A 26,830-nucleotide genomic window follows, 5' to 3' on the forward strand; every position below is an offset into this window, starting at 1 on the left:
TACTTCAGGGGCCCGGCCCTCCTACTCACTGCATCCGGCCTGCTATGTACGGCTAACGTATTCGGTCACTTGACTAGAGCAGGAGGAGTCGCTGACCGGCAGATGGACATCACCTTTAGCGATCTCGGCGTTAACCTCCGACAACTACAGACGCTTGATTGGGGCTGGGGCAACACTGGCCGGTGGCGCCAGTGCCCTAAAGATAATCTCAAAGCGTACGGTCTTCAGCTAACTAGCCAATCGATTCGCTTCACAGATAAATGGCGTCCTGGCACTAATCAAAACGTGGACGGCAGGGGCACAAGCTCGGCATTGAACAGGTTTGTACGATCAGGTGGATCCACGAGCTGGCCACGCAATTTTGTTACGTTCGACTACTGAGCAAGCTGAAGACACGGTTCCATATCCATTCTTAGGCGAGTAAACATGGGCTTTTTTGACAAACTGTTCGGCAAATCGGAACTTGCGGCTGGCATGCCAACCAGTGAACCTACCGGTCCTTCTCCGCAGGGTGCTGATACACCGTTACCGGATGACTATGCGGGGCTGGACGGCTTCGATCCGTCGAGTGCAGTTGTGGCAACCGAACCTTGGGCTCGAAAGTTAGTCAACTACGGGAATCGTGTCAGCAAGGAGCTGAAAGTCTCCGGAGTCGAACCGTGGCCTGACTCTAGCTTCTGGGTAGTAGCTGCTGATGTACAGGAAGCAACATGGCACGTGCCGGTCACCAACAAGTTCTCACTTAGGAAAGGTTGGATGCGGGAAGGTCTGTGTTCCGGAAAGGCACTGTTGCTCCTCACCAACGGAAGGCTGGTGCAGTCCGAGTTCTTCGGTCATTTCAACTTCGACGAGCAACATCTCAGTTTCAAATACGAGCACTCTACCGTTGATCTCTGGCGAACCAGCGCCTGGGGTGCAAACAACTTCGCCAGCTGGAGGGACAAGCCTGGAAGTTTTGGCCGAGTTCCACAAGCAAGTTATCAAGAATATTGGGACGGGCGATGGAATTACCGGGGTATCGACGATAAACCACCTGGCCTCGGCACATCATTGGCATTGAAGAGATTCTTGGAAACACACAAAACACAATTGCCTAAGTTCTACTAATCACACGGAGCCACTTCATACTCAGTGGCCGCGGTGCAGATAACTGAGTGAGCAACAGAACGTAGAGGGTCTAAGCAGGCGATTTCCATCGAGTGGGATCATGACGACGTTCAGTACCAGCTGGAGACCTAGGGCCAATTGGAACAGGCGAATGCAAACAAACACTGGACTTCCACCCACGACTTTTTCATGCCTCTAAGGGCGTCCCCCTTACTCAGGGTATTTCCTTCAGCTCCTTACACATGTATCTTTGGCCTACCTACGCGAAAGCAGAATCGAGGAGCGGCATGTCTAACTTCGCTGAAATCAACAAGGAAGCTGTGAAGTGCTCAAAGTGTGGAGCGTCAAAGCCTGTTGGCAAGCCCTGTCCTGGTTGCGGGGACGGTAGCTGATCAATAATGCCAGGCAGGGATGTAAGGACGTGCCCGACCTGCAGCGGTAAGGGCTGGATTGAAGACTATGGGCAGAAGCCGTCACCCAATGGATCTCCGATCCGTGCGATCTGCAAGAGGTGTGATGGCGAGGGTGAGTACTTCACTCGGTAGCTGAGCTAGTTCTAGTAATTCGACGGGCATCCGCGTTCCTGAATGCGTGAGAGATACCTTTATCGGGCTGTTGATGACCGTCATCAGCCATTCGCCGGGCGCTCAACGGTGGCCAGCCCACCGATACGATCTAGCACATGACCGAAAACCAACAGATTGAAAATTCTGGATCAAACTTCACCCAGGTGCTGGACGCTGCTGCGAAGCTGCCGGGTGCGAAGATCAGCAGGGCCGCCTACCTCCGGACAGCATTGAAGCGCCACTGCACCGAGGAGCAGATCGAGAGGGCGATCGCCGAAAGTCCAGCGGCAGCGGGTATTCCGCTCAAGGTCATCACTGAGGTAGCAAACACCTCCATCGCTTATGAGACGAGCAAAGTCACCGGTCTTTCGACCCTTGCAGGTATTCCCGGCGGTCTGGCGATGGTCGGCACTGTCCCAGCCGACCTCGTGCAATACATGGGCCACATGCTTCGGATTGTCCAGAAGCTTGCCTATATCTACAGCTGGCCTGACCTCTTCCGCGATGACGGCGAAGAGGTTGATGAGGCAACCGAGAGCATGCTGATCCTGTTCGTGGGCGTGATGTTCGGCGTACAGATCGCCCAGGGTGGGGTCGCAAAGGTCGCTGGCATGATCGCGGGCAATGTGGCTAAGAAACTACCGCAGCAGGCACTCACCAAAGGCGTCATCTTCCCGATTGTGAAAAAGGTTGCTGGCTATCTCGGTGTGAATATGACCAAGAAGCTCTTCGCCAGCGGAGTCGCGAAGGCGATCCCCGTCGTCGGCGCAGTTCTCTCTGGAGGCCTCACCCTAGGCACATTCCTTCCCATGTCCAAGCGGTTGCAAAAACACCTGGCGAGTTTGGAGCTGACCAAGCCAGGACACCGACCCGAAGAGGCAGGCACTATCTACGCCGAGGTCGTCGATCCCGAGGTTGTTGACTCTACTCCGCGATGAGCCGCTACTGAATGAGGCAAGACGCTCACGTGCCTGCTCATCTGCGTTTGAACAATCATGCTTCTCATGCAAGATTTCGGTACAGCGTTGACCGATCAACACTCAGACGACGGGCTACTTCAGCTTTGGGAACTCCGGAGGAGACCAACTCGAGTGCCGTGGCAAGCTGGTCCGCTGTGAGCTTGCGTGTCCTTCCTCGGTAGACGCCGCGAGCCTTGGCCGCGCGAATACCGTCTGCTTGCCGTTCCTTCGTAATGGCACGCTCGAGCTGAGCAAAAGAGGCCATGATGTTCAGCTGGAATTCCGCGAACGCATCCGAGCTTCCAGGAGCAAAGGTAACCCGTTCAGTGATGAACTCCACCGCAACACCTTTGGTCGTCAGTTCTCCTACGATCTGGTTCAAATCTACGACCGAGCGAGCAAGGCGATCCATGGAGGACACCACAATTGTGTCCCCGTCGCGGGCATAAGCAAGCATGTCTGACAACGCAGTCCGTCCAGCTCGTTGTGCTCCCGACTGCTTCTCATCGAATAGGCGGTTGACCTCCCCCAGGGCTGCCAACTGCCGGGCAAGATTTTGGTCGGAGCTCGACACACGGGCATACCCAATCCGCTGCCCATTCTGTTGCACCATATCTAGAGCCTTGCACACTTCTGCTGCAAAACTTGGAAAACGACCCTAACGCGACGGACTTTCCGTTGAGTGCGACCCGTTGCGTATGGGTGTACCCGGTGCCACAGAACCAATGCTTCGGGTCCACGCTTATACACTGCAGAGGTGACAAATACAGGCGGTTGGTTGCAGCTAGGGGCAGCTGTCGTCGTCACCGTTGGGTCGCTGTCCGCTGCCGCGTATTTTGCACAGCCGTCCTTCGTTCCTGTCCCGCGGCTAGATATGCCTGGTGTGATTTTTGTGGGCGTCAAGCAAGGGTCAGCGCCGGCACCAGTCCGGGTGGATGTCTCATTGGACTTTCAACCCTCTCCGACCATGACCACGTTTGGCATGTTTCTGAAGGGCGACGTCGACGCTGGCGTCCCGGCAGAACGAGCAGGCGAATTGGTGATCGGGTTTTGCGGAGGCATGAAGGATGTCCAACTCCGCACGACGGCTGGCGGGAGGGATCTCAAGCTCGAACCTCCTCTACCCTCCTCCGACGCGAACATCTACGCAGGTACGATCGCTTCCGAGTTTTCCCTTGATGATGACTGCGTGACGACTGTCCTTGAAGAAGGGGACCTCACTGGTCAAACCATTGGAGAGGGTGGCATCGGTTGGGCCCTTGGCCTTGAGGGCGAGACGACGGCCGCTACCGAAGCTATTGCCGGCGCCGAGCACCGATATGCCTTCCCCCGTATTGGGACCCTGTCACTTCCTGTCGAGGTTATGAGCATGAAGGGCGGCTTCGGCATAGAAGCGGTAGCTCCAGAATCCGTTGCAAGTATCACACCGACGGACCTTCCTTTGGAGTATGTGCCGACAGTTTCAAGTCCAGAAGTGGAAAACTTACTTGCCCCCGCATGGGGGATTCGCCTTCGGAGTTTCGGTCCGGTTGATGGATATCGGCTGAATGGCGTCGATCAACAACAAAGCGTTGCTGTCCAGCGCGACCTGTTTATCGCCGCCGCACTGGCAGGTACCACCAGTGGTGGTTTGATCTGGGCATGCGGAGCGGTCGGCCCTCTGTTCGATAACCGTCGTCGCAAACCTCCTCCGAAAATTGAAGCACCTGATACAGAAAAAGCCCGTGAGTCGCTTGTGCCCTCTTCTGCAGGTGGGGACGGTGTTTTCCCTTCCCCGGGCAACCGACACTTGATCGCAGCCTCCGTTCTGTTCGGTATCGCTGGATCTACGCTGGGCTGGCTGATCAGCAAGTGGAAGCGATAGTTCCAGTGCCACCTAGTAATGCTAGCGATCTGAGGTTGTGCTTCGTGAGGCGATAGGGTCAGAATCTGTCGCAGACCGGTTGAGCCTTTCGGCACGGTTCGGCCATGGGTTATGACCCTCGGGCTTACCCGCTTTGATCGTGGCTAGATGTCAATACGTCCGCTATCAAAAAGGTCCCTTTTGACCAGACGGAGCAAAGCACCGCCCTAAGGCATCCCAAAGGGCAGGTACCCGGTCATCCCAGCAGCACCGGCCGACTTGGGACGACCTGTCAGAGGTGCCGAATAGGATCGAAGAATGACGGAACCTTTATTGCGTTCGCTTCGCGAGCGGGCTCTTGACGAGAGTGAGACCTTAGCCGGATTACTGCGCAAATGTCTTTTGCTGGGTGCGGAGACGGGATCGAGTTCGTTGCGCGACTGGGCTCGGCACGAGTTGAACGGCTACACCGATGAGGCTCTTCTGCCTGAGTATCGTAAGATTCCCAACGTCCCGATGGTCATGGACTCGATGAGCGGGAACACCTGGATGACCGGTCAGACCGTGACCCGTTCACAGCTACCTGCGGCCGCACGGCAGTACGTGTCGGAGGTGCTTTTCTTGACGCAACCTGTAGAAGAATTTGAACGTTTGGCGCGAGAGAAGGCTTTGCATTTCAAGCCTGGAGGGCTGGCCGCTGCGCAAGCAAAGTGGAATCAGGAAATCGGCCCTTTCCAATCCATCGTGAACCTGTCCTACGTAATGTCAGGGTCGGTCTTCACGGGAATCCTCGGCCAGATTCGGACTAAACTTGTTGATTTCATCGCCGATCTAACGGTGACGACCCCACTGACAGAACTCCCCAGTCGCGCGGACGTCGAGGCTGCGATGCTGCAGCGAATCGGCCACGTGGGGGACGTATATACAACCACTATTTTGGAGCCTTCGGGCCCGACAGCGATCGGTGCTGGCGCCAGTTCATCGGCCGGATTGAGTATCGATGATGTTGTCGAGCTTCTAGCTACCGTGCAACGCTCTGCGCACTCCACCGACGCTGATACGTCTGAGATCGAGACTGCCATTGAAGAACTCCGGGAAGCTATTACGAAATCTCAGCCGGAGACAGGTGAGGTGATTAAGCGAGCCGGCAAGCTTCGCGCATTGGCGGATAAGCTCGGTGTCGCTGCTGTGACGAGCGCGAGCAGCGCAGCGGTATCTGCCCTGATGGACCTAGCAATGCAGGGTGCGTTCGGATAGGAGTTCCGTCGGTAGTTAAGTATTGGCCGGTAGTATCGCCGATACATCAGCTGCGCTGATGGCCTCGGGGCTAAGCCTCAATTTGTCGGTGGTGCCGCTTACCCTGCATATATGGAAGCAATTTACGGACCGCAGGGCCGCGTGGTGGCCTGGTTAGAAGCCAATGAAATCGTGCGGAACCTCGATGGCCAGGTGATTGGCTGGCTGTACGAAGATGCTGTTTACGGACTACAAGGGCAGCATGTTGGTTACTTCAATGACGGTAACTTCCGAGATCACCGCGGCGCCGCAGTTGCTTTCGTTTCGGGAGCGAAAGGCGGGCCCACAAGACCGGTCCGCCATGCCCGTCCGACCCAGCCGGTACGGGCGGTACGACCAGCGCGCGCGGCTCGATCTGCCCGGCAAGCCCGAGCTGCTCGGGTTGGCGTGTGGTCGAACCTGTCGTTCTTTCAGTACTTACCCCGATGACATTGATTCGCGACGCCGCGCACCCGTCGCCCACGCGAGGTCGATCAACAAACGCCGATAACGGAGCGATATGTCAGGCAGCCCATTCGATTGTTTGATAACGCCTGGGCGTTTCGGTGCTCCTACCGTGCACTAGTCCGTACTGCTTATACGTACATGAGCGCTCCAAGCAGCACAGCAGGTCCTGGCCCCGAACCCTCAGCCCGCTGAGGGTTCCCAGAAGGTGCAAGGTGGGGCGTCTGTCAGGGCAACCCCCGGGTTGCTCCCATACGCCGAATGGAGGGACAGCGATGATGTCCTTCGTGACGTAGGAGCAGCAATAGACTGCCAGCATGACGTCAGCACGACTAGCGGGATCAGAGGAGGCTGCCAGGCGGCTAAGTGCCACGTCATTACGTGAGTTTCTAGACCCCGATACTGATAAGGACAAGGCGAGACGGTATCGGCGATATCGGCGTCCAGTTTCCCGTGACGAAATAGCACTCCCCGGTTTGGTGCGGTATGCGTTGAAACTTATCGATCTGCCTTCTGCCGGCCCAGGAGAGAAGGTGGCGTGGTGGGTGAACTTTCTGTTTCAGGGTCGTCAATGCGAACTCGCACTAGAGAAGTTCGGATTACGGTTGTACGTCGAACTCATCGACAATGACGAGACGCAGGCCGATCAAGTGGCAAGGAAAATCGTCAAGAAGCTCAGCTCTAGCATGCGGGTTGTAGAGGACCTAGTGCTTGCCCCGGCTGCGTCTGGGCTCTTCCGTAACGGCGACGCTACTGTGATAAACCAGCACGCTAGTCTGCGACGAACCTATGAGTATTTTCGTGAGCGTTCCTTGCATCCATTGGTTGTCGAAGACGAGGTGAAACATTTCGGTGCTGGAGCTGGGATTGCACAAGCCATAAGCTTCCAACTTGGGAAGCTGCAGATGCAGCTGAATTCGTTCCATGATCTGGTGGCCTCAGTCAACGCCTACCTCAGTCTTCTAGAACACGACATGGTGCTGGCGCTGCCTTTCGAGAATTTCGACCCTTCCAAGCACTCTCTCGAAAGGTTCATCGGTTCTCGGTGGGGGGACAAGTACAGGCAGATCTTCGATCTGACGCAACGGGACGACAAACTCTACTACGACAGGCTGGTTGATGTAGTCGAGCGCTGGCGCAATACCTATTCTCACGGGGGATTTGAGAAAGGGAACGGATCTTCGGTCTACCTGCACTATGAAGGGATTGGCGCCATCCCTGTGGGGTTGAGCTCCGCAACTGAGCGTGTCGGCATCTTCTTCACGCACGCTACAGACGAAGACATTAACCACGTTTTTGAGCTCTTTGATGAGTTCGACGCCTGGCTCCGAGACACGCGTATGCGTTACGCCATGGAGTGGATTACTTCCGGCCTGCAGGTTCGCTTTGATCCCATCTTCCGGGCTGAACTCTTCGACGCCATGAAAAGCCCCGAACGATTTTCGAAATACGTAGACTACAACGCATACCTTGATGAACGTGCTGTAAACATGGATTACTGAGATTCAGTCAACTACGATCTCGCGCAGCAATTGATGTCAGACTGACCTGCCGAGTAGTGACGTTGCATGCACAGCAATAGGACCGGGGCGATAGAAGTTTACGCCGTGACCGTCTACAGACGCTCAGGTGTCGTTCAGGGCGCTTGTCACGGCCATATCTACGACGAGACCGAGTCAGATGTCCGGCTCGGGGAAGTAGTGTTCGTCTTCGAATTCAATCTCCACCTCCACTCCAGCGATCTCGAGCTCCGCTTCGTCCGCCAGCTTCAGGCCACAAACGTTGCACTCAAAGTGAAGAACATGGAGAGTGCTGTAATAGGTTGGCCACCCATCTTCGTCGTACTGAGTCTCTCCAGAACCTTGATGCACCTCTCCTGTTGCCCACCCGAGATACCCGCATCCTGGGCATGATGTTGTCTCGTTGTAGTCCATGGTCGTCCGCCAAGACCCGACCATTCCTGAAAGGATTCCGTCCGCCGCAGCTTCTGGAAGCCCCGCTTTCAACTCGGAAATCCGTATCCGCGCAGCAGCCAACTTCCCCTGAACGATCTGCTCCCAAGCCAAAGCATCTGCTTCGACCATCCCTGGTGCGATGCTAGACAGTTCTTCCCCCCACCACTCCTTAGGCACGTAGCCGTAGTGCGTTCGAACGAACTCGGCGAAGCGGACCATTGGCCGGACTGCACTGCGAAGCAGGTTTTGTTGAACCAAGCCCATATGTGCAGCGGCATTCCTGACAGTGAAAACCGATTGATCAGCGGTGCTCCAGGTAGGTAGCAGCTTGATATGCCGCAAACGCTCAATCGCCTTCGTGGCCTCCAGTGACTTCACCTGAAACGCATCCAAATTGTCGACACCCGGCAGCTTAGTCCCTGAGTACTTCAGAAGGGTTGCAACATCGGAGCTCACTGGAAGGAGCAAGGTCGGATGCACCGAGGCCAGTAATGATTTAGCTAGTAGTTCTACTGACGTCCCCATACTTAGAGCGGCATCCAGCTGCTCGAATTCGTCCTCTGAGGTGTAAAGCCTTAGCGCCCGTTGAGCATGTCGCTGACCGACCTGATGCAGGTGTCCGGCGAGGTCGGCATGGGATCGATATATGTTGCCGAATGGCCAGTCGGCACGAGAGGAATGAGAGGCGTAACCATCGGTAGGAAAGTTCATCCGCTAAGCCTAGGGCGACGCCGAAATTCGACGTGTTTTGGGTGTCGCCCTCCCAAAGTGCACTCTCCATAAGCTTCCGAATGGAAGCACGATCCGAGAAGTCATAGCCGACTATGTGTGGCTATCGCTACACCGTTCTTCAAGGAGAAGCACGGGCAAGGACGATTCTTCAGGGGCTAGCTGGCCAGCGGTGCGCCCGTGACGTGCCTGCCACCGCAGCCCTGACAGAAGGTGGCATCACTAAGAATTAGCCCCATGCACGACACACAAACCAATTGCCGACATAACCCAACTGCTGACAGCTAAGCCGGCTGTCGCGCGATGAGGGATCCCGAAGGGACAAGATCGACTGATTGGTGCCCTAGCCTCCTGCCCACCTGTGCACGGCACAAGCTCCCTCCGCTTCGCTGCTTGTCCCGCACACACGTGGACAGCAGGGACCAGCATGACCGCCTGCACACGGCCACCACGTCACCGACATTGGGAGTCTCACCTCGAGCGAGCGGTGGCCGTGCACAGCCTGGTTTCGGGGCAATAATGGGTCGATGAAGAGCACACCGCTCAAGGCCGGCGCTCCGGTGGCGCTGGCGCTGGCCAGGGCGGTGCCGAAGATCCCTGCACCGGATGATTTGCCCGGTGGCTGTTTCTATGAACCCAAATGGGATGGCTACCGTCTGATGATCTCCTCGACCGAGGACGGAACGACGCTGTGGAGCCGGCAGGGCAAGGACCTGACCCGCTACTTCCCGGACCTTCTCGCCGCGGCCGAGGAACAGATCCCGCCGGGCTTCATGATCGATGGCGAAGCAGTCATCTGGACCGACGGTCGGCTCGACTTCGAATCCCTGCAGAAACGGCTCACCTCATCGAAGAAGAATCTGCCCACACTGGTCGCTGAGCGTCCCGCGTCGTTTGTGGCGTTCGATCTGCTGCAGGCGGCCGGCACCGACACCCGCAACCTGGTACTGCGGGACCGACGGGAACTACTGGAGGAATTCGCATCCTGGTGGGAACCACCACTGGACCTCTCCCCCACCACCACCGACCCAGTCAAAGCGGCCAACTGGTTTGAAACGATGCCCTCAACCGGGATCGAAGGACTGGTCATCAAGGGCGCCGACCAGGAATACCAGGGCGGTGAAAGGCAATGGCTAAAGGTCAAGCACCGGGAAACCCTGGACGTGGTGTGCGCGGCGGTAATCGGCCCCATCAGCCGGCCAGAAATGGTGGTCGCAGGCCTCCCCATCGAGGGGGAGCTGCGCATCGTCGGCCGCACCTCCCTCCTAAAAGGACAGGCCTCCAAAGCACTGGCCCCGCACCTCAAGCCAGGGCGACCGCGACATCCGTGGCCGACGGAAGTGAAATCCGGTGCGATCGACCGATTCAACAGCACCAGCCCCACCACGGCACTGACACTGGTTGAGCCCCTGGTCGTGGAAGTCTCCGCCGATACCGCGTTCTCCGGCGCATCCTTCAGACACGCCCTACGGTACGTGCGCGTCCGTCCGGAGTTGAACCCGGATGACGTCGCCCTTCCGCAGCACCTGAACCGTAGTCGCTGATTTTGGGCGGTACGGTGACAGGAATGGAACTCACAGGCACCATCCGCACTCGCGGAACTGCAGAAACCAGTCACGTCACCGCCACTGGTGCAACCTACGACGAAACACGAGCATCACTGTACGCCGTGGTCCCGGAAGGCGCGCAGCTGATCGTCATCCGCACCGATCGGGCATGACTGATATTCGAACTCGTGTTTTGATGTGAACCGTTCCTCGGAGAGGGGTTAAACGACCAGTGCCGGCACCGTGCGAATGGGGGAAACGTACGAAAGCCGGCACGGGAGGACAAAGTCCTCGGTCGCTACACCAATATGGGGGAATCGGTGCGCTGATCTTCAGCCTACCGGCCATCATCGGGGAAGGCTGGAGTGTTCACCCTCGGCGTGCCCGGACTGCAATACCGGGAAGGGAGGTGCTGGCGGTAGGCGAGAGCAAAAGGTAACGGACGTACTATGTGGCACTGACGCTGGCGGAGCCTGCGGTGGTGGAAGTCTCCGCCGATAGCGCGTTCTCCGGCCCAGCCTAGACACGCCCTGCGCTATCGACGTGTCCGTCCGGAGTTGGACCCGGACAGTGTCGGTATGCCCGAGCACTTGAAGTGGCTGCGACCCCGCCCGGTCACGCAGATCTCCTGTATGGGCTGCGGGGCATGGTGGGGTGTGGATTCGTTTCGGGATGGGTGGCATCGGAAGAATGAGGTTCATGACTGCTGGTGATGTTGTTCGTCCCGATGGCTACAGCCAGACGCTTGAGGCGCTGAAGCGCCGCGTCCGCGAGGCCCGCGTCCAGGCGCTGCGGACGGTCAACACGCAGTTGATTGAGCTGTATTGGCACATCGGTCATGAGATCCGCAGCCAGCAGGAACGCCAGGGCTGGGGCAGCAAGGTCATCCGGCAACTCGCCGAAGATCTGCGGACCGAGTTTCCGGACATGACCGGCTTATCGCGGAGCAACCTGCACTACATGCGGGCTTTCGCGGGTGCTTGGACGGCAGAGGCAATTGTCCAACAGCCTGTTGGACAATTGCCGTGGGGTCACATCACCACCCTGCTGGACAAGCTCGACGACGCTGCCTCACGCCAGTGGTATGCCGCCGCGGCCGTGGAGTACGGGTGGTCGCGCAACGTGCTGCTGAACATGATCATGAATAACTCGATGGAACGCACCGGCGCGGCGCCGTCGAACTTTGCCCGGCAGCTTCCCTCCCCTGATTCGGAGCTTGCCCAGCAGGTAGCGAAGGACCCGTACGCGTTCGAGTTCCTCGGCCTGTCCGGTGAGGTCGCCGAGCGGGACCTGGAACAGGCGTTGACGGACCGGATCGTTGATACCCTGCGCGAGCTCGGTCCCGGGTTCGCGTTCGTGGGCCGGCAGGTGCACTTCGAGGTCGGCGGCGATGATTTCTATATTGACCTGCTGTTTTTCCACGTCGAGCAGCTGCGGTATTTCGTGATCGAGCTCAAGACCGGGAAGTTCCAGCCCGAGCACGCCGGGAAGCTGAACTTCTACGTTGCCCTGGTCGATGACCAGCTCAAACGTCCAGCCCACAACGAGACGGTCGGCATCCTGATCTGCGGGTCCAAGAACGAACACACCGTCCGGTACGCGCTGGGACGCTCGAGCTCGCCGATGGCCATCTCCACCTACACCTACGACTCCCTGCCACCAGCTGAGAAGAACGCCCTGCCCGGCGCCGAGGAGCTCTCAGCGGCGTTCGACCAGCTCGAACCAGGAACCGGTTCCGCCTCCCGCGCATAGGTGTATTTTTAATCGAACGCGTATTCGATTAGGAGTGCCCGGGATGATGACCATTGTTGTGACTGTGCAGGGAGTCCGGGCGGTCGTGCCGGTCATCACGGTGCTGTCTTTGCCGGCCTCAATTCCTGCGGGGTTTCCCTCTCCTGCGCAGGACTATTACGACAAGGGCATCGATCTGAATGCCCATCTGATCAAGGACGTGACGAGTACCTTCATTGTGAGGGTCTCTGGTGAGAGCATGGTCGGTGCCGGCATCAGCGATGGTGATGAGCTCATCGTGGACCGGTCCCTGACCGCCGTGGATGGGTCTGTGGTGGTCGCAGTGCTCGATGGGGAGCTGACCATCAAACGGCTCAGGATCACCCCGGGCGGTGTTGTTCTCGCCGCGGAGAACCCGTCGTTCCCGGACATCGTGGTGCCCGAACTCGGGGACTTGAGCATCTGGGGTGTGGTCACCCGATGCCTGCATTACGTCTGAGGCAGCACCTAGTGTGAACACCGCCAGATCACACACCACCGGCAGCCCCAGGCTGCACACCAGGAAATGACGACCCGCATGAGTACCCGCAGTTTCGCCCTCGTGGATGCGAACAGTTTCTACGTCAGCTGTGAAAGGGTCTTCGACCCCTCACTGGAGGGTATTCCCGTCGTGGTCCTGTCCAACAATGACGGGTGCGCGGTTGCCCGCAGCTCCGAGGCCAAAGCCCTCGGCATACAGATGGGCGAACCCTGGTTCAAACTGGCCCCGCGGGCCAAGGAGTGGGGCCTGATCCAACGCTCCAGCAACTACGAGCTCTACGGCGATCTGAGTTCCAGGTTCATGACCCTCCTGGGCAGGTACAGTCACCGCCAGGAGGTCTACAGCGTGGACGAGTCCTTCCTGATAGTCGACGGCCCACCCCAGGCTCTGGTCGCGACCGGCAGGGACATCAAACGCACAGTTGCCAGGAACACCGGCCTGCCCGTGTGTGTGGGCGTCGGGCCGACGAAAACGCTGGCGAAGTTCGCCAACCGGATCGCCAAGCAGAACCCGTGGATGAACGGGGTGTGCAACCTGGACACCATGCCGGCCGCCCACGTGGAGGCCATCATGGGCCGGGTCCCAGTCACCGGGATCTGGGGTATCGCCGGCCGGCTCGGGAAACGCCTGAACGCCATGGGAATCTTCACCATCCAGGATCTGCGCGACGCGGACCCCGTCCTCATCCGGAAAAAGTTCAACGTCGTCGTCCAGCGCACCGTGCTGGAACTGAACGGCATCGCATGCATCGAACTGGAAACAACCCGGGCGGACAAGAAACAGACCATCTTCTCCCGGTCCTTCTCAACCCCGGTCACCACCGTGGACCAAATGCACCAGGTCCTGTCCCTGTACGCGCAATCCGCCGCCGCCCGACTGGCCCGCGACAAACAGGTCGCCACGATCATGACCGTGTTCGCCGGCACCTCACACTTCAACGAAAGGGCCTCATCCTTCCCCTCGGTGACCGTGAAGCTGCCGACTCCGACCGCTGACCCGGTCATCCTCACCAAGGCCGCCGTCGGTGCCCTCGACGGGGAACTCATCGAAGGGATCCCCTACGCCCGGGCAGGCGTCATCCTCACCGGGCTCTCCCCCGCCGGCGCCGAACCCACCTTCGAGGAATTCATCACCGTCCACGAACGCCGAGAAATCGGGAACCTCATGGGCGAAATCAAAGACAAATACGGTCCCACCAGCATCGGCCTAGGGGCCGCCGGCCTGCTCAAACCACCGGACTGGACCATGAGCCGCAAACACCAATCCCCCCGATACACCACCGAGTGGTCCGAACTGCCCATCGTCAAAGCAAGCTGACGCATCAAGAGCACCGGCACTGCTCCGACACCTAGTCTTCTGCGGTCTCGGGTTCGTCCGTTGGTTGCACTCCGCGTTGGATTGCTTCGCTGGTGCGGGTGTAAGCGTTGGTGATGTAGTTTTCGAGCTTGGCCCGTTCGATCCGCCATTGCCCGCGGCCGCCGATCTGGATCGCGGGCAGGTCGCCGCTACTGATGAGTGCCCGGATCTGGCTTTCCGTGGTCGCTAGTTCGGCGGCGACGTCCTTGATGGTCAGGAAGCGGGGCTGTTCCTGGCTGGCCATGCGTCGGGCACTCCTTCTTCTCGTGTGTCTGCCTGTGAGCGTATGGGTGGGGCCGGGTGCTGCACCACACAGCTCCCGGCCCCGGGGTTTCCTCTGCGAAAAGGAAAATCTATTCGGTTCGGTGTTTCTCTTCGTCGCGGTTCCGCCTGCCGGTGCGAAGGGCGCCTGGCGGGACGGGTTCGAACGGTTTACCGCCGTTGTGCTTGCGCTGCAGCCGGCGCACTTCCTTGAGCACTGCTTTCTCGATCAAGTCTGACACGGACGCGTACCCCTCGGCGGCCCCTGTGGACAGGAACGCGGCACGGACCCTGCCCGCGTCTTCCTGGGTGAAGTACGGGGTAAAGGAGGCCGGCTTCCGCTTACTCATTTACTCACTTACTCATTCGGTCTTTGGTGTCTGTTCGTCGTATCGGTTTCTGGCTTCGTCGTAGGTGAGGTTCAGGGCCTTAGCGATGTCATGCCAGTCGGCGCCTTGGTTGCGCGCCAGTTTCACTGCTGCGCCCAGTACCCGCTGTGCCCGTTCGAGCTGTTCCTGGTGGCCTTCGAGCAGGGTCCGCCAGTCCTCCATGAGCCAGCCGCGGCCGAGCATGTCCTCATCGTCGGAGAGCTCGAAACAGTCCCCCAGCAGCCGGTAGGAGTTGAGTAGCTTCGCGGCCTCGTCTGGGGTGAGGTCGTCGAAGTCGTTGGTGTCGCTGGGGCCGGCGTAGGGCGTGTCCCTCATCGTATGGTCCTCACAAGTGGTGGCAGGAAGTGCCGGCGACCAGCGTAACGCTGCATGGGCCGCCAGCACTCCCGGGTTGGAGATTTAGAACGGGGGTTCGCTCATTTCGGGTGCGTTGCCCCAGCCGCTGTTGCCGGCGTTTGCTGGTGCCCCCCAGGGGTCGTCCTGCCCGCCCTGGTTGTACTGCTGGGAGCCTCCCCTGCCCTGCCCGTCGGCGCTGGGGCGTTGGGTGCGGTTGACCTTGGCGGAGGCGTAGCGGAGGCTCGGGCCCACTTCGTCGACCTCGAGTTCGGTGACTGTCCGCTTTTCGCCTTCCTTGGTGTCATAGGAGCGGGACTTCAGCCGACCCTGCGCGATGACGCGGGTTCCCTTGGTGAGGGACTCGGCGACGTTCTCAGCGGATTCGCGCCACAGGCTACAGCGCATGAACAGGGTTTCCCCGTCTTTCCATTCGTTGGATCGCCGGTCGAAGGTCCGCGGTGTGGATGCGATGGTGAAGTTCGCGACCGCTGAGCCGGAGGGGGTGAAGCGCAGCTCCGGGTCTGCGGTGAGGTTCCCGATGACGGTGATGGTGGTTTCGCCTGCCATGATGATCAACTCGCCTTTCGTAGTGGTTGTGGTGTTGTCGTTGAATAACTTAGGTGTGGGGCTTTGCGGGTCTAGCTGGTGTGGAGTTCGATGACGTGGCTGATCTTGGTGGGGTTCAGTCCTGACCAGTGGTCTTCGCTGCCGTCCTTGTCGTACACGACGACGGGGGCCTGGGAGTAGCCGAGTTCTTCGGTGATGTACTCAAGGGCTGCCGGTGTGGTGGAGATGTCCACGATCTGGGGTGAGAGTCCTGCGTCCTGGAACTTCTCGATGGTCTTCCTGCAGGGGAAGCATCCGGGCTTGGTGTAGATGGTGAGAGTCATAGTATTCAGTCCTTGGTTACGTATCGGTTTTAGTGAGAGTCAACTGCTGTACTACTGCTCCAAGTCTAGCGTTTTTTCATCTGAAAAACGAGGGTCTTTCGGGCTTATTCGCGCTCTCCTTGGTTGGTGGTTTCGTTCCCCTCCCCCGTTGTTTTTGCCTGCTGGCAAGCTTGCTTGCTTGTCCCCGACGCAGCAGTGCTCAACCCGCAGGGCAGCACCCGTTACGGGAAGTGGGAGGAAATAAGCGACCCTGGGAGCGCCGAAGACATTGCTGGGCGGTGCCGCCGGCCGAAAGCCGGTTGACGCTGCGGAGCGGGGACGCATAATCCGTAGGACAGCAGCAAAAACAGGTTTCAGAGTCTCAGCCCGAGCGCAGCGAGGCCCGCGTGTTCCAGCCTGGGATGGTTTGGTCCAGAGTGTTTCGTCTGGTGGGGGCTAGTTTTCCGGCTCGGGCTTTGGCGCGTTGGGTTTGGATCCAGACGTCGAGGGTGGCTTCCAGTGCTGTGGCGTCGGGTGTTTCGCGGTGTGGCATGCGTCCTGCGTCGGCGATGAAGGCCAGTAGTTGGGCGTGGATGGTGCGCCAGTGGGTTTCGCGGTCACCGAGCGCGGTGCCTTGCCACTTCCCAAGCCGGTCCAGCCGGGTGGTCTGGTCTTCGGTGAGGCGGCCGTGGAGGTGGCGGGTGCGTTGCCAGCGCAACCATTTGTAGAGCCGGCGTTCGGCCGGGTCTTCGGAGAGTTGCTGGGGGAACCGCCCGGTCCGTTTCATGAGTTCCTGGAGCTCGGTGTACCGGTCGTCCCAGGACGGCCGCGCCGGTGCTTGCTGCCAGCCCTTCGGTGGGAGTGCTGGCTGGTCGTGCAGGAGGAGCCGGCGGCCGGCCAGGGTGGGGTCGTGGCGTTCCCGGGTCCGGATGTGGAGGCGGACTTTCTCGTATTTGACGCGGCAGAGCCGGGAGATCTGGCGCAGGCTCAGTCCCCGCTGGTACATCAGGAGCCATTCCTCGCGGGAGGTTGCCGGCCCCCATTCCCCATCACTGGTGGTGTCCTGACCGGGCACGTCGTGGGTGAGGGCTCCGGTCACAGGTGCCGGCGGATACGCGGGTCCGGGTTCGCCCAGGTGAAGTTCACCGGCCCAATGCCGGCGCCGTGGGCGGGTGCGCTAGTGGTGAGGGCTTCCTCGGCGGGGCTGGGCTTTTCGTAGCGGATTACCTGATTCGGATGGGTGTAGTCGGCGCCGGCCATATGGTGTCCCCCCTGCTTTGTCGTTTCTGGTGGGTTTACTGTATCGGGCCGGTTGTGGCGCCACGAGGTTGGCGGTGCTGTGCGTGGAGTCGTGTTGGATGCGGCGGCCGGAGGAGCGCCAGCGGGGGAGGCCGCCGCCGCGCACCTCGGAAACCAAGGACGGGGCAGGGAACCTGCGCGGCTCCCTGCCCCTCTCACCCTGTGGTTAGCGCTGGTAGGCGGTGTGCTGGTTCTTGACGCATGCCGGGAGGTTCCCGGTGTCGACCAGCTGGGTCAACAACTGGGCGAGCCGGTTCTCCGGGTCCGCCTCGCGGGCTTTGGCCAGGTACTGGGAAGCGATCGAGGACCGGCCCTTGTACCAGTGGGTCCAGCCGAGCAGGGCGAACAGGGGTGTGCGGGCCTCGGTCGGGGTATATCGGAACAGCTCGATCACGAGGTACTGGGTGGCATCGACGCGGTTCCAGTCGGGCCGGCCGGGGTAGCGTCCGGTGACGACGTCGGCGAACACGTCTGGGTCGTCGTCGGTGCTGATGGTGTCGGCGAAGATGCGGTCCCTTACGGCGGGGGTGTGCAGGGCCGCGACCAACTGTAGGGCGGTGTCCTTGTCGGGTGTGGTGCCGAGGGTTTCCTGCCACAGTGCCCGGTTCTCGGTCATGACGGGTGCGGTCCAGTCGGCGGGGTCGGTGATGGTCCAGCCGGTGATGATTTCCCCGATCCGGTCGAGGATCGCGTTATCCCCGGTGTAGGCGGGGTCGATGACGGCACCGGCGGCGGGGTTGGATCCCTCGTAGATCAGGTGGGCGTTGAGCATGCTGTCGGTGACCTCATCCAGCGGGTTCGGGGTGCAGCAGTCCGCGTCGTCGCAGAAGTACGTGGTCCAGTGCTCGGAGGTGACGAGCCAACTGTCGAGGATGCCGGTTCCCGCGAGATCGAGGGCCATGTCGAGTGCCTGGGCGTGCTCACTGTAGGGTTTGGTGCCGTCGATGGTCGCCCGGTCGGTATAGGCGATGAACAGGACCCCGTCGGCGTCCTTGTCGTTGGCGAGGTAGTGCAGGACCGTGGCCGCGTACTGGGCCGGGTGCACATCATCACCGGGCGCGTCGAGGCGCAGGGTCGCGCCGATCTGCTTGCCGCGCATGGTCAGGAACACGAACGACTCACGCGGCGTGAAGCCGAGGGTGTGCAGGACGTAGGCCAGGATGTCGGCCGGGGACGATACGGACAGCGGTGCCTTGCTCATGATTCTGGTGCTCCCTTTCGCAGGTGGGGAAGGTTGCCGTGTGGTGGTCCAGCAGTTGCCCTCTCCCCCGTCGTTGTTTTGCCTGCTGGCAAGCTTGCTTGCTTGTGCCGACGGAGCCGGGTCAACCCCGCAGGGGCAAGGAAACGGAAAGTCCGGTAAGGAAATAAGCGACGCAGGAGCGCCGTCCGGGGTTTCCGGGCCCGCAGCAGCGCAGCTGTTGACCCGGTGGAGCGGGCACGCATAATCCGAAGGACAGCAGCAAAACCAAAAAGAGATCCGGGCTGGCGGCGACGAAGGAGCCGCCAGCCGTTACAGCCCGAAGCGCCAGCGGAGGACCGCTCCCCGGTGCGAGCTAGCGAGTCACCAGGCCCCTTTCGTCTGGGCCGGCTCCGTCCGGGCCGGGCAGCACCCCCACCAACCTTGGATGGGTGGCAGGGGCACCGTTCGACCGGGCGGGGCTAGTTTTCGTTGTCGTAGGGCCGGCAATATTTGCTGGGTAGGTCGGCGGCGGTGTCGGGCAGATCAGCCGGCCCGTCGGACTGGCCCGATTTCCAGTGGAAGAACACTTCCTCGGTGATCCCTTCGCAAGCAGGCTTCCTGGGAGCGGAACCAGCGGGAGCGGGTGTCCCCCTCGACATAGGTGCTGTACCCGAAAAGGTCCCCGGCCTGATCGCGGTACCGGGCGACGGTGATGATGATGTTGGGCCAGGCTCCGGCGTCCCACCCGTCACTGCCCCAGCTGGGCAGGGCCACCCAGCCGGTGCCGGTAAGGGTTTCCATCCAGTCGTACCCATCGCCGGTGCGGTCATCGGCGGGCAGTTCGGGTGTGGTGATGGCTTCGCCGGTGTCCACGGCGACGGTACGGGTCAGCATGCGCTTAATCACGATGTGTCCTCTCCTGTGGGTTTAGCGGGCGATGAGGCCGGTGGTGGTGTCGATGGTCAGGCGTGAGCGGGCGCGGTCCCGGTGCGGGTTGTCCCCGCTGAGCAGGAGGTTCAGGGCGGTCAGCTTGCCCGGTTCCCGGTGCTCAGTGATCTCCCCGCAGCTCGACCACGGGCGCGGCATATCCGGCGATAGTGGCGGTCCGGCCCGTGGGCGGGGCGAGGACGAATGAGGTTTGCGTTGGCATGATGATGCTCCTTTTCGCAGGTGGGGAAGCTGGGCGGTGGTGGTCCAACAGTTAGCCCCTCTCCCCCGTTGTTGTTTTGCCTGCTGGCGGAGCATCGCGCAGCTGTGCCCGACGGAGCCGGGTCAACCCCGTCAGGGGCGAGGAGGCACGGCAGGTGGGAGGAAATAAGCGACCCTGGGAGCGCCGGACACCTGCTGGGTGGACGGAGCAGCGCAGCTGTTGACCCGGTGGAGCGGGCACGCATAATCCGAAGGACAGCAGCAAAACAAAAAGATCCGGGTTGGCGGCGACGAAGGAGCCGCCAACCCTTCACAGCCCGGAGCGCCAGCGGAGGCCCGCTCCCTGGTGCGAGTCAGCGAGTCACCAGGTTCCCTTCGTCCGGGCCGGCTCCGTCCGGGCCGGGCAGCACCCCCACCACCCATCTCAGGTGGTGGGGGCCGCTCCCCCGTAGCTAGATCGCTTCGGCGTACTCGGGTTCCTCGGCGGCCAGTTCCTCTTCCCCGGCGTGCACCTCGTCGAAGGTTTCCTCCGACTCCGGCACAACCGGGCCATCCGGGGTACTGGTTTCTGTGTCCACGGGTTTCTGCGGCTCTGCATTTGTGTGCTCCGTGATGAGGGTTTCCACATCGCTGAGGGTGCAGCTTCTCCGGACTAACGCGACCAGTAAAGGGCAAGCCCGGGGGTAGCAGCTAAACCCAATGGATCCGGCCGTCGATGATCCAGTAGTGACACCGGCGCCCAGGCCCGGTGTCATCCACGCTGGGGTGCAGCGAAAGCGGTGCCTTGCCGCGTACCTTCCAGAACGGACGTCGCCGAGAGTCCAAATTTACGAGGACCCTATGGTGTCCCGTGCACGGACAGTCAAACGCAAGCCACTTACTAATACCTTCATCGCGAACAATGACTGCAGTCTTACGCGGCAACAATTCCGGCACGTCTCCCGCACTGCTCACCTCCGCCCGGATACGCCACTTGTGCCAGGGCCACAGCTTGGCCAGCCATTCAGTAATCACGAGGACCAGTGGGTTCCGAGAAAAGGTAGGGTGTCACCTTTGCCCATTGCTCTTCCCTCGGGGCTGCAATAGTGCCCTTGAACTGGGTCTTTTGTGTTCGTGGACACTTCTCGATCGTGGATTCTGAGCAAAACTTCCGAGGGGGCAGGCTCTGGCCCATAACCCACAAACCTCTCAATCAGCTCTCCGACAGATACGGCTGCAACTGCGGTGGTGAACGCGATCACGGCGGGTTCGACTCCCGGCAGCGCGGGTGCGTATCCCTCCTTGACCAACCGTTGATGCTCAGACTCCACCATCTCTTCCGCCGCCGCCCGATTCATGTCGATGCGTCCTCGACAAACAAGGCAAGCCGCGCCGGGGTGAAGGATCGTGATTCGGCCGTCGATGCCGCGCAGCTGCCCTGCACCTTCCGAATCGAGAAGGACGCCGCAATCAATGACAGGCGCAAGGTAGTAGGAGGAAAATCGCGACAACCGTAACCGCCCAGCATTATCGTCTGTGCAGCCGAAGACTACGTCGGCGCCAACAAGCCGGCGGGCTGAGGCCTCGCTTGTCACCTTCCCAAACACTTTCTCGACAACAGCCTTTTCGGAAATGCGCTCCAAATGGTCACCCAGTACGTCCACTTTGTATCGCCCTACGTCTGCCAATGTTGAACCGTACACACGGGTGACGTTGCTCTCCGACAAAGTGTCCTCATCCATAAGAATGAAGTGTCGGGCGCCCAGGCGGACCAGTTGCTCGGCAACCGCCGACCCGGTTCCACCGCATCCCACAATTGCTATGCGCAATGCCCCAATTGCCTGCTGCACATCGCCCCCGAAGGCGCGAACGTTTCGATCATGCAAGCTTTCAAGAGGTGCTGATTCGGCCACGGAGGATGAAACCAGGGAGAACCTAGAGCCAGCAACGAAGATTCGGTCTAGCTCGTGAACTGCACGCTCAGTTTGAATACGTCCGGTGAAGGCAAGGCGCCCGTCCGGAGCGGAAATAATCAGAGAACCATAAAGATCCTGTCCGCTCCGGACCCGAAAGGTTTGGGCCAGCTCCTGGTCGACGCGGCGGTCCTTCGAGCTCGGCTCAGGGCTTGCCTCGCGGCCAGGATGGGTGTGTACCCAAATGGCTACTGCACCCAGGGCCTCCGCCCTGCTGAGCATCGGTACATAGCCATCGGAAGCAACCACCAGCGAACTATCATCGCGATGAGCGTAGGCATCATGAGACAACTCATGGAATTCCACACCAAGAAGCCGCTTGCCTCCCGACGGTTCGGAGGCTAGTCGAGCAAGCAGAACACCTCCGCTCTCCACTGGCAGCTGAGCCAGGCTTAAGAATTCTGTAGCCAAATGATCCGGCAAGACCAATGTGTTAGTCATGGATACACCACCTGCGCCGCCCGCTCCGTTTCTGCTCGAATCAGCGCCAAGTAGTTCTCCAGCCCGTCTATCCCTGACCGCCATTGACCGGCACTGAGATGCCGAGACCAGCGCTGCCATGTGCGCCCCAAATGCATCTCCGAGACTTCTGTCGCCTGGATTACGCTTCCGCCTGCTGTTGTCAGTGCGGGAGAGAACCACCACATGTCGGGAGCAGCGTCGGGATAACCACCGGGGAGCCTGACGAGCAGGTCAGCTGATGTGCGGTTGAAGCCATCAGGAAGGGGCCAAGAAGGAAAGACGATGCATGTCATCCCCGATTCGACCGCAGACTCGAACTTATGCCCGGCTTCCACCAGAAAGGCTTCGTCAAGCGGGGGCAAGTAGGTCATCTGGTTAGCGTCCATCAGGCTTACCCGGGTTGATCTGACCCGGGGCTGTGAAGAAGCGCATGCCGTGCCTTACTTCAACAAGTTCATCGTTAGCAATCTTCTTGTCCTGATCACCGGGCACTACCAGCCACAGGTCGCGCTCCTGGCCAATGTTGGGTTGGGCGAGTTGTCGCAACTGAGCCCCCGTAAGGGCAGTAGCCGTGATGTCGTAGTCTGCCCTGTCGATACGGATCTTGTAGGTCTTCAGCTTGGTGCTGTTGTCGTTAGCCATGTTGCCTCCATGTTCTCGTGTGCGTCGATTCCGAAGCACCGTTTCGACTCTAACACACTGTTTCGCGACTGATGCGATGCGTCAAATATGAGACACTCAAGGTATGGCTAAAACATCCATCGATGTACAACTTCTCTATGCAACGCTCGATGCGGCTCGTGTGGAGAAAGGAATCTCTTGGCGGGCGCTAGCTAAAGAAATCGGTGTAAGCCCATCTCTTCTGTCCCGACTGGCGAACGGGCTAAAGCCGGATACGGATAGCTTCGCAACACTGGTGGGCTGGCTCAGAATGCCGGCCGAGACCTTTTTTGTTAACGCAGATGCAGCGGCGGAACGGCGGCAACCGGAGTTGATGGCGCAATTGGCGCCGCTTCTGCGCGCGGATAAGGACCTAACGGATTCGGGCATCGCATATCTAGAAACAGTCTTCGCTGCGGCTGTAAATCATGTGAAATCCGGAGGTTGATGGTTCGTGCGACGTGGTTTCAAGGCGGAGGCCCGAAGGCTCGCTCTGGAAGTGCGCGCTGAACTCGGAGTTGATGCGCATGGCCCTTTTGACCCCTACGCTCTCGCCGAGCTCTATGGCGTAGAGGTGATTCGCCTGAGCAAACTTGATTGCGATCCGGTTGCTAAGTCGTACTTTTTAGAAGAACAGGGGGACGTCTTTTCGGGCGCCCTCGTGCCTGTCGGTTCACGCACCGTCATCCTCGAAAACGACGGGCAGCCAAGGGTTCGACGAAGATCAACCATGAGTCACGAGATTGCCCACCTGATCCTCGAGCATCCGTTCGGCGTCTCCTTGGCCAACGACCGTAGGTGTGGCCTCGGGGGTAACTATGAAGAGGAAGCAGATTGGCTGTATGGGGAACTTCTTGTTCCGACCGACGGGGCATTTCGCCTGGCCAAACGTGGCGCGTCAGACTTGGAAGCCGCGGCGGCCTTCGACGTAAGTTTGGCGGTTGCGCGATGGAGAATGAACCATAGTGGTGCCCGCAGGAGGGCATCGAATACTCGTAAGAAACTTGGCGTCTCGGTCAGTTAGGGCACCGTCCCCCTAAGCCCCTTGCGTTGATTCTTCCCAGGGTTCCAGACGAAGACCAAGCAATCGGCCGTTGTCGCTCTTGGCTCAGCTATCACGGGATGATGAGCATAAGAGCCCGTTCAATTCGTCCTTGACGCCGCAGGAAAAGCTACGCTCATCAAATGGGAACTCGTACGCTTTCCGAAGACCACCAAGTGGAGGATGTAACGGTTCAGGAAGGTGACATTGAAGCTTTCCTCCGGCTTCCGGAGGAACAGCGCTTTCAAGTCATTCGGACACTAAGACATGAAGCCTCGCTCCTCTCTGGTGGTGGTCTCGGTCCAATGGCCGGCATTTATTTTGCAGCGGTTGTTGCCTCGGTTCCTTTGCTGACGGCACTCTCAGCCCAAGGAGACAAACCTTGGACGATTGCCGCTTCAATTGCAGTGGGCGCGTTCGTGCTGATTTGCGGTCTATACCTGACACTGCAGGTCGTTCTCACTCAGAGGCGATATGCCAGATCTGCGACCCGTCTAGCTTTCTACGAGGATGCATTACGGAAAGCGCCACGGCCTGATTCACGGAGATCGTCGCGAGTTGCCAGATGGTTCACACGCGCTGTCATTTCTGATTGAAGAAGGAACTGATCACTTGGGGGGACTTCCCTCATCTTTCGATACGCTCAGACGTCACCGAGATCCTGAACCCGGGGTACCCGTTTCAATCGGAAGGAGGTTCGGCATTCCCAGCGATACCTGGCGCGGGCCCTGGGGGTTCTCGGCCGCGACCTGCTCCAGCCGGGTGATCGCCTCGGCGTCGTCGCTGAACTCATCGATGACGGCGGCCATGTCCAGCGTCATGCCGTTGGCGAGGGCCGCTGTGGCGGTGTCGTTGGCGCGGACCTTGAGCGCGGATTCGACGGTGGTTTCTTCGCTCCGGTTTTCCGGGCGATCTGGGTCGCGGAGACACCGAGCACGGAGAGCTGGTGGAACGCTTCGGCCGGTCATGGTCGGTCAGGGCCTGCCGGTGATCAGTCTCCACGACCTGCTTGGCGAGGCGGTCGGCCTCGGTGAGGCTGTCCCCCACATAGACGGGAATGAGGGGCTGAGCGGTTTCCACGGCGGCGAGGGTGCGCCGCTGCCCGTACAGGACGTGCACTCCCCCATCCTCGGTACGGTGGGCCACGACAGGCTGGATGACCCCGTGTTCCTTGATCGAGGCAAGGAAAGCCTTGTCGAGCTGGACGTCGGCGCCGACATTCGCATCAATGGTCAGCGAAGCCGGGTTGAGCTGTTCCAAAACGGTCATGATGATGCTCCTTCTCGCAGGTGGGGAGCTGGGCGGTGGTGGTCCAGCAGTTGCCCCTCTCCCCCGTCGTTGTTTTGCCTGCTGGCGGAGCAGCGCGAAGCTGTGCCCGACGGAGCCGGGTCAACCCGTAAGGGCAAGCGGTACGGAGAATGTGGAAGGAGATAAGCGACAAAGGAGCGCCGGACACATTGTCCGGGGCGCGCGGCAGCGCCAGCTGTTGACCCGGTGGAGCGGGCACGCACAATCCGAAGGACAGCAGCAAAACAAGGTCCCTGCCGGCGGGTGACGTCAGGAGCTCACCGGCAACAGCCCGGAGCGCCAGCGAAGGACCGCATCATGGTGACTAGGATCTGCCTAGGTGGAGCCGGACGAATTCCGAGAAACCGATACGGATTCTGTGATCAGTTGGAGGCGCGCCTTAGTCCCAGGAGTTGAGCGATTTCCTCCTCGGTGGTGCCGCGGATTTCGTACTCGCGTTCCAGGAGCAGATCGATGGCGATTCGGATGAGCGTGTTGTCTGTGATTCGTTCGCCGGTGGTGGTGCCGTTGGGGAGTCTCCGCTGATTGTTCAGACGTCTCGAGAGCGCGGTGAGTGCTTCTGCCTGTTCGTGATGAATGCGTGCTTCGCGGCGCAACAACTGTAAATACTTCGGGACTCTGTTAGTTCCGGAGTCTGTCTCTCTGTCGGTGGCGATTGACGAGTTGCGGCGCTCTTGAGCGGTGTCATCATCCAGCCGCTGTGGAGGCCGGGTGTCTTGCTCGGTCAACTCCGCTGGGGGAACGACGGCGACGGGTGACGGTATTGACTGGGAGTCCTGTTCGGCTGTTGGGCGGTTGGCCCGGATGAGACGGTTCACCCCTGCGGCCTTGCCGGCTTTGGGGGCGAGACCGCCTAGAGTGCGGCGTGCGGGTTGCGTGGTCATCGGCTTTCCACCTCCGCAGTGGCACCAGGGGCGCTTTCAGTTTCGCTTTGCGTGATGCGGGCGACAATTTCTTCACCCAGGGCTTGGAAATCCTCAGCGACGCCGACTGCGCTCCTGGAGCGTGGACCGTCGTGGGGTGTACTCCCCCGCCGAATTTCCCACCATTTGGGTGCGGCGAGGACTGCCTCTTCGAGTTCAAAGGCGAGTAGGCCGCGTTCCCTGCTTTCCTGTGCGCTTGCTTCGGCATGCCGGATGCTCGTGTTGAAGATTGGCGCACCGGAGCCGAGGTCGTTGCGGATTGCCTCGCGGGCGTTTTCGGAGACGCGTTTGGCTGAGCGGTTGACGCCGAAGAGCACGATGCCGAGGAGGTCCAAGTTTGGGTTGAGTGCGACGACTGCGTCGAGTCGGCGTGCGACGTCGCGCAGGCCTTTTCGGGAGGATGCGTCAGTCTTGACCGGTATTAATGCCCAACGGGCGGCTGCCAGGGCTGCTTGTTGGAGGGTTTCCTGGCCGGGCGGGCAGTCGATGAAGATCAGATCATAGTCTTCGGAGAGTGCCTGCAGGCTCGTAGCCAGGGCCGCCTTGGCGGCGATCGGGTCCTTCTGCGCCTTAAGTGTGAGGCCCGCTGCAGCCATGTCTAGATGGGATCCTCCGATGAGCACGTCGAGGTTTTCCCTAATGTTCAGAGCTGGCTGTGCTGCCGTGCCGAAGACGAGCGTTTGAGCCAAGGCCATGCCGTCGTCATTGGCATCGCTATCGGTATAGCCAAGTTCTTCGGCGAGGTTTCCTTGCGGGTCCATATCGACCAGGAGCACTCGGTAACCGCTGGCTGCGAGCATTCCGCCAATGTTGGCCGTAATGGTTGTTTTCCCGACACCTCCTTTTCCATTGACGATGGCAACGACACGATCTAAGCCCTCAGACATATTTCCTCCTTGCCCCCATGTTCTCTCAACCGAAGCAGA

The 26,830-nt window shown here is 60.0% G+C and carries 33 protein-coding genes and 1 pseudogene; 13 read left to right on the forward strand and 21 right to left on the reverse strand.

Annotated elements, in window-relative coordinates; translation table 11 throughout:
- Positions 1-426 precede the first annotated feature (426 nt).
- Both M1D74_RS16910 and M1D74_RS16915 read left to right on the forward strand, forming a co-directional pair.
- The gene (locus M1D74_RS16910; RefSeq protein ID WP_458117278.1) at positions 427-1,107 is read left to right on the forward strand and encodes a hypothetical protein; all 681 of its coding nucleotides are present in this window, start codon (positions 427-429) and stop codon (positions 1,105-1,107) included.
- A 682-nt stretch (positions 1,108-1,789) separates the two neighbouring features.
- Positions 1,790-2,611, forward strand: coding sequence for a hypothetical protein (locus M1D74_RS16915; RefSeq protein ID WP_458117279.1), 822 nt, complete (start codon positions 1,790-1,792; stop codon positions 2,609-2,611).
- Between the two features lie 64 nt (positions 2,612-2,675).
- Here the strand turns inward: M1D74_RS16915 and M1D74_RS16920 are convergent, their stop codons facing one another.
- Positions 2,676-3,245 (reverse strand): recombinase family protein, encoded by a 570-nt coding sequence (locus tag M1D74_RS16920; RefSeq protein ID WP_458117280.1) that lies wholly within the window; start codon positions 3,243-3,245, stop codon positions 2,676-2,678.
- A 144-nt stretch (positions 3,246-3,389) separates the two neighbouring features.
- Between M1D74_RS16920 and M1D74_RS16925 the strand changes: the two genes are divergently transcribed.
- From M1D74_RS16925 to M1D74_RS16940, 4 genes are all read left to right on the forward strand, one after another.
- Entirely contained in the window at positions 3,390-4,496 is a 1,107-nt protein-coding gene (locus tag M1D74_RS16925) for a hypothetical protein (protein ID WP_458117281.1), read from the forward strand.
- Positions 4,497-4,793: 297 nt separating this feature from the next.
- Positions 4,794-5,732 carry an AbiTii domain-containing protein gene (locus tag M1D74_RS16930; RefSeq protein ID WP_458117282.1) on the forward strand — a complete coding sequence of 313 codons (939 nt, stop codon included), beginning with the start codon at positions 4,794-4,796 and terminating at the stop codon, positions 5,730-5,732.
- A 111-nt stretch (positions 5,733-5,843) separates the two neighbouring features.
- On the forward strand, positions 5,844-6,200 hold the full coding sequence (locus M1D74_RS16935; protein WP_458117283.1) for a 4-fold beta flower protein: 357 nt from the start codon (positions 5,844-5,846) through the stop codon (positions 6,198-6,200).
- A 332-nt stretch (positions 6,201-6,532) separates the two neighbouring features.
- Positions 6,533-7,717, forward strand: coding sequence for a hypothetical protein (locus M1D74_RS16940; protein WP_458117284.1), 1,185 nt, complete (start codon positions 6,533-6,535; stop codon positions 7,715-7,717).
- 174 nt (positions 7,718-7,891) lie between these two features.
- Here M1D74_RS16940 and M1D74_RS16945 read toward each other — a convergent pair whose 3' ends face one another.
- Positions 7,892-8,881, reverse strand: a complete 990-nt coding sequence (locus M1D74_RS16945; protein WP_458117285.1) for a hypothetical protein — start codon at positions 8,879-8,881, stop codon at positions 7,892-7,894.
- A 545-nt stretch (positions 8,882-9,426) separates the two neighbouring features.
- Between M1D74_RS16945 and M1D74_RS16950 the strand changes: the two genes are divergently transcribed.
- From M1D74_RS16950 to M1D74_RS16970, 5 genes are all read left to right on the forward strand, one after another.
- Positions 9,427-10,443 (forward strand): ATP-dependent DNA ligase, encoded by a 1,017-nt coding sequence (locus M1D74_RS16950; protein WP_458117286.1) that lies wholly within the window; start codon positions 9,427-9,429, stop codon positions 10,441-10,443.
- A gap of 23 nt (positions 10,444-10,466) precedes the next feature.
- Entirely contained in the window at positions 10,467-10,619 is a 153-nt protein-coding gene (locus M1D74_RS16955; RefSeq protein ID WP_458117287.1) for a hypothetical protein, read from the forward strand.
- 526 nt (positions 10,620-11,145) lie between these two features.
- Positions 11,146-12,198 (forward strand): PDDEXK nuclease domain-containing protein, encoded by a 1,053-nt coding sequence (locus M1D74_RS16960; RefSeq protein WP_458117288.1) that lies wholly within the window; start codon positions 11,146-11,148, stop codon positions 12,196-12,198.
- 43 nt (positions 12,199-12,241) lie between these two features.
- A complete protein-coding gene (locus M1D74_RS16965; RefSeq protein WP_458117289.1) occupies positions 12,242-12,676 on the forward strand; it encodes a LexA family protein in 435 nt (144 codons plus the stop codon).
- Positions 12,677-12,754: 78 nt separating this feature from the next.
- Entirely contained in the window at positions 12,755-14,035 is a 1,281-nt protein-coding gene (locus M1D74_RS16970) for a Y-family DNA polymerase (RefSeq protein WP_458117290.1), read from the forward strand.
- A gap of 31 nt (positions 14,036-14,066) precedes the next feature.
- Here the strand turns inward: M1D74_RS16970 and M1D74_RS16975 are convergent, their stop codons facing one another.
- The 15 genes from M1D74_RS16975 to M1D74_RS17045 all read right to left on the reverse strand — a co-directional run bounded on the left by M1D74_RS16975 (position 14,067) and on the right by M1D74_RS17045 (position 22,613).
- Positions 14,067-14,318 carry a helix-turn-helix domain-containing protein gene (locus M1D74_RS16975; protein WP_458117291.1) on the reverse strand — a complete coding sequence of 84 codons (252 nt, stop codon included), beginning with the start codon at positions 14,316-14,318 and terminating at the stop codon, positions 14,067-14,069.
- A 109-nt stretch (positions 14,319-14,427) separates the two neighbouring features.
- A complete protein-coding gene (locus M1D74_RS16980) occupies positions 14,428-14,685 on the reverse strand; it encodes a ParB family protein (RefSeq protein WP_458117292.1) in 258 nt (85 codons plus the stop codon).
- Positions 14,686-14,697: 12 nt separating this feature from the next.
- Positions 14,698-15,039: a hypothetical protein gene (locus M1D74_RS16985; RefSeq protein ID WP_458117293.1), complete on the reverse strand. Its 342-nt coding sequence runs from the start codon at positions 15,037-15,039 to the stop codon at positions 14,698-14,700.
- A gap of 84 nt (positions 15,040-15,123) precedes the next feature.
- A complete protein-coding gene (locus M1D74_RS16990; RefSeq protein ID WP_458117294.1) occupies positions 15,124-15,627 on the reverse strand; it encodes a single-stranded DNA-binding protein in 504 nt (167 codons plus the stop codon).
- 71 nt (positions 15,628-15,698) lie between these two features.
- Positions 15,699-15,950 carry a glutaredoxin family protein gene (locus M1D74_RS16995; protein WP_458117295.1) on the reverse strand — a complete coding sequence of 84 codons (252 nt, stop codon included), beginning with the start codon at positions 15,948-15,950 and terminating at the stop codon, positions 15,699-15,701.
- 361 nt (positions 15,951-16,311) lie between these two features.
- Positions 16,312-17,028 (reverse strand): helicase associated domain-containing protein, encoded by a 717-nt coding sequence (locus tag M1D74_RS17000; protein ID WP_458117296.1) that lies wholly within the window; start codon positions 17,026-17,028, stop codon positions 16,312-16,314.
- Positions 17,025-17,189: a hypothetical protein gene (locus tag M1D74_RS17005; protein WP_458117297.1), complete on the reverse strand. Its 165-nt coding sequence runs from the start codon at positions 17,187-17,189 to the stop codon at positions 17,025-17,027. Before M1D74_RS17005 ends, M1D74_RS17000 begins: the two co-directional genes overlap by 4 nt.
- 205 nt (positions 17,190-17,394) lie before the next feature.
- Positions 17,395-18,429: a DUF4192 domain-containing protein gene (locus M1D74_RS17010; protein ID WP_458117298.1), complete on the reverse strand. Its 1,035-nt coding sequence runs from the start codon at positions 18,427-18,429 to the stop codon at positions 17,395-17,397.
- Between the two features lie 522 nt (positions 18,430-18,951).
- Entirely contained in the window at positions 18,952-19,314 is a 363-nt protein-coding gene (locus M1D74_RS17015) for a hypothetical protein (protein WP_458117299.1), read from the reverse strand.
- Between the two features lie 21 nt (positions 19,315-19,335).
- Positions 19,336-19,494, reverse strand: coding sequence for a hypothetical protein (locus M1D74_RS17020; protein WP_458117300.1), 159 nt, complete (start codon positions 19,492-19,494; stop codon positions 19,336-19,338).
- 515 nt (positions 19,495-20,009) lie between these two features.
- Complete coding sequence (locus tag M1D74_RS17025; protein WP_458117301.1) at positions 20,010-20,183, reverse strand: hypothetical protein; 174 nt, start codon at positions 20,181-20,183, stop codon at positions 20,010-20,012.
- 64 nt (positions 20,184-20,247) lie between these two features.
- Positions 20,248-20,571: a DUF6527 family protein gene (locus M1D74_RS17030; protein ID WP_458117302.1), complete on the reverse strand. Its 324-nt coding sequence runs from the start codon at positions 20,569-20,571 to the stop codon at positions 20,248-20,250.
- Positions 20,568-21,938 (reverse strand): ThiF family adenylyltransferase, encoded by a 1,371-nt coding sequence (locus M1D74_RS17035; protein ID WP_458117303.1) that lies wholly within the window; start codon positions 21,936-21,938, stop codon positions 20,568-20,570. Before M1D74_RS17035 ends, M1D74_RS17030 begins: the two co-directional genes overlap by 4 nt.
- Before the next feature lie 8 nt (positions 21,939-21,946).
- On the reverse strand, positions 21,947-22,357 hold the full coding sequence (locus M1D74_RS17040; protein WP_458117304.1) for an E2/UBC family protein: 411 nt from the start codon (positions 22,355-22,357) through the stop codon (positions 21,947-21,949).
- Positions 22,347-22,613: a multiubiquitin domain-containing protein gene (locus M1D74_RS17045; RefSeq protein WP_458117305.1), complete on the reverse strand. Its 267-nt coding sequence runs from the start codon at positions 22,611-22,613 to the stop codon at positions 22,347-22,349. The genes M1D74_RS17040 and M1D74_RS17045 overlap by 11 nt, the downstream gene beginning before the upstream one ends.
- Positions 22,614-22,716: 103 nt before the next feature.
- Between M1D74_RS17045 and M1D74_RS17050 the strand changes: the two genes are divergently transcribed.
- Both M1D74_RS17050 and M1D74_RS17055 read left to right on the forward strand, forming a co-directional pair.
- Complete coding sequence (locus M1D74_RS17050; RefSeq protein ID WP_458117306.1) at positions 22,717-23,079, forward strand: helix-turn-helix transcriptional regulator; 363 nt, start codon at positions 22,717-22,719, stop codon at positions 23,077-23,079.
- Positions 23,080-23,130: 51 nt separating this feature from the next.
- Positions 23,131-23,655 carry an ImmA/IrrE family metallo-endopeptidase gene (locus tag M1D74_RS17055; RefSeq protein ID WP_458117307.1) on the forward strand — a complete coding sequence of 175 codons (525 nt, stop codon included), beginning with the start codon at positions 23,131-23,133 and terminating at the stop codon, positions 23,653-23,655.
- A gap of 668 nt (positions 23,656-24,323) precedes the next feature.
- Here the strand turns inward: M1D74_RS17055 and M1D74_RS17060 are convergent.
- From M1D74_RS17060 to M1D74_RS17075, 4 genes and pseudogenes are all read right to left on the reverse strand, one after another.
- Positions 24,324-24,641, reverse strand: a complete 318-nt coding sequence (locus tag M1D74_RS17060) for a hypothetical protein (protein WP_458117372.1) — start codon at positions 24,639-24,641, stop codon at positions 24,324-24,326.
- A 97-nt stretch (positions 24,642-24,738) separates the two neighbouring features.
- Positions 24,739-24,942 (reverse strand): annotated as a pseudogene (locus M1D74_RS17065) (ParB/Srx family N-terminal domain-containing protein); the annotation flags it as partial.
- Between the two features lie 401 nt (positions 24,943-25,343).
- Entirely contained in the window at positions 25,344-25,865 is a 522-nt protein-coding gene (locus tag M1D74_RS17070; protein WP_458117308.1) for a hypothetical protein, read from the reverse strand.
- Positions 25,862-26,791, reverse strand: coding sequence for a ParA family protein (locus tag M1D74_RS17075; RefSeq protein WP_458117309.1), 930 nt, complete (start codon positions 26,789-26,791; stop codon positions 25,862-25,864). The genes M1D74_RS17070 and M1D74_RS17075 overlap by 4 nt, the downstream gene beginning before the upstream one ends.
- Positions 26,792-26,830 lie beyond the last annotated feature (39 nt).

Source organism: Arthrobacter sp. D2-10 (genome assembly GCF_054161285.1).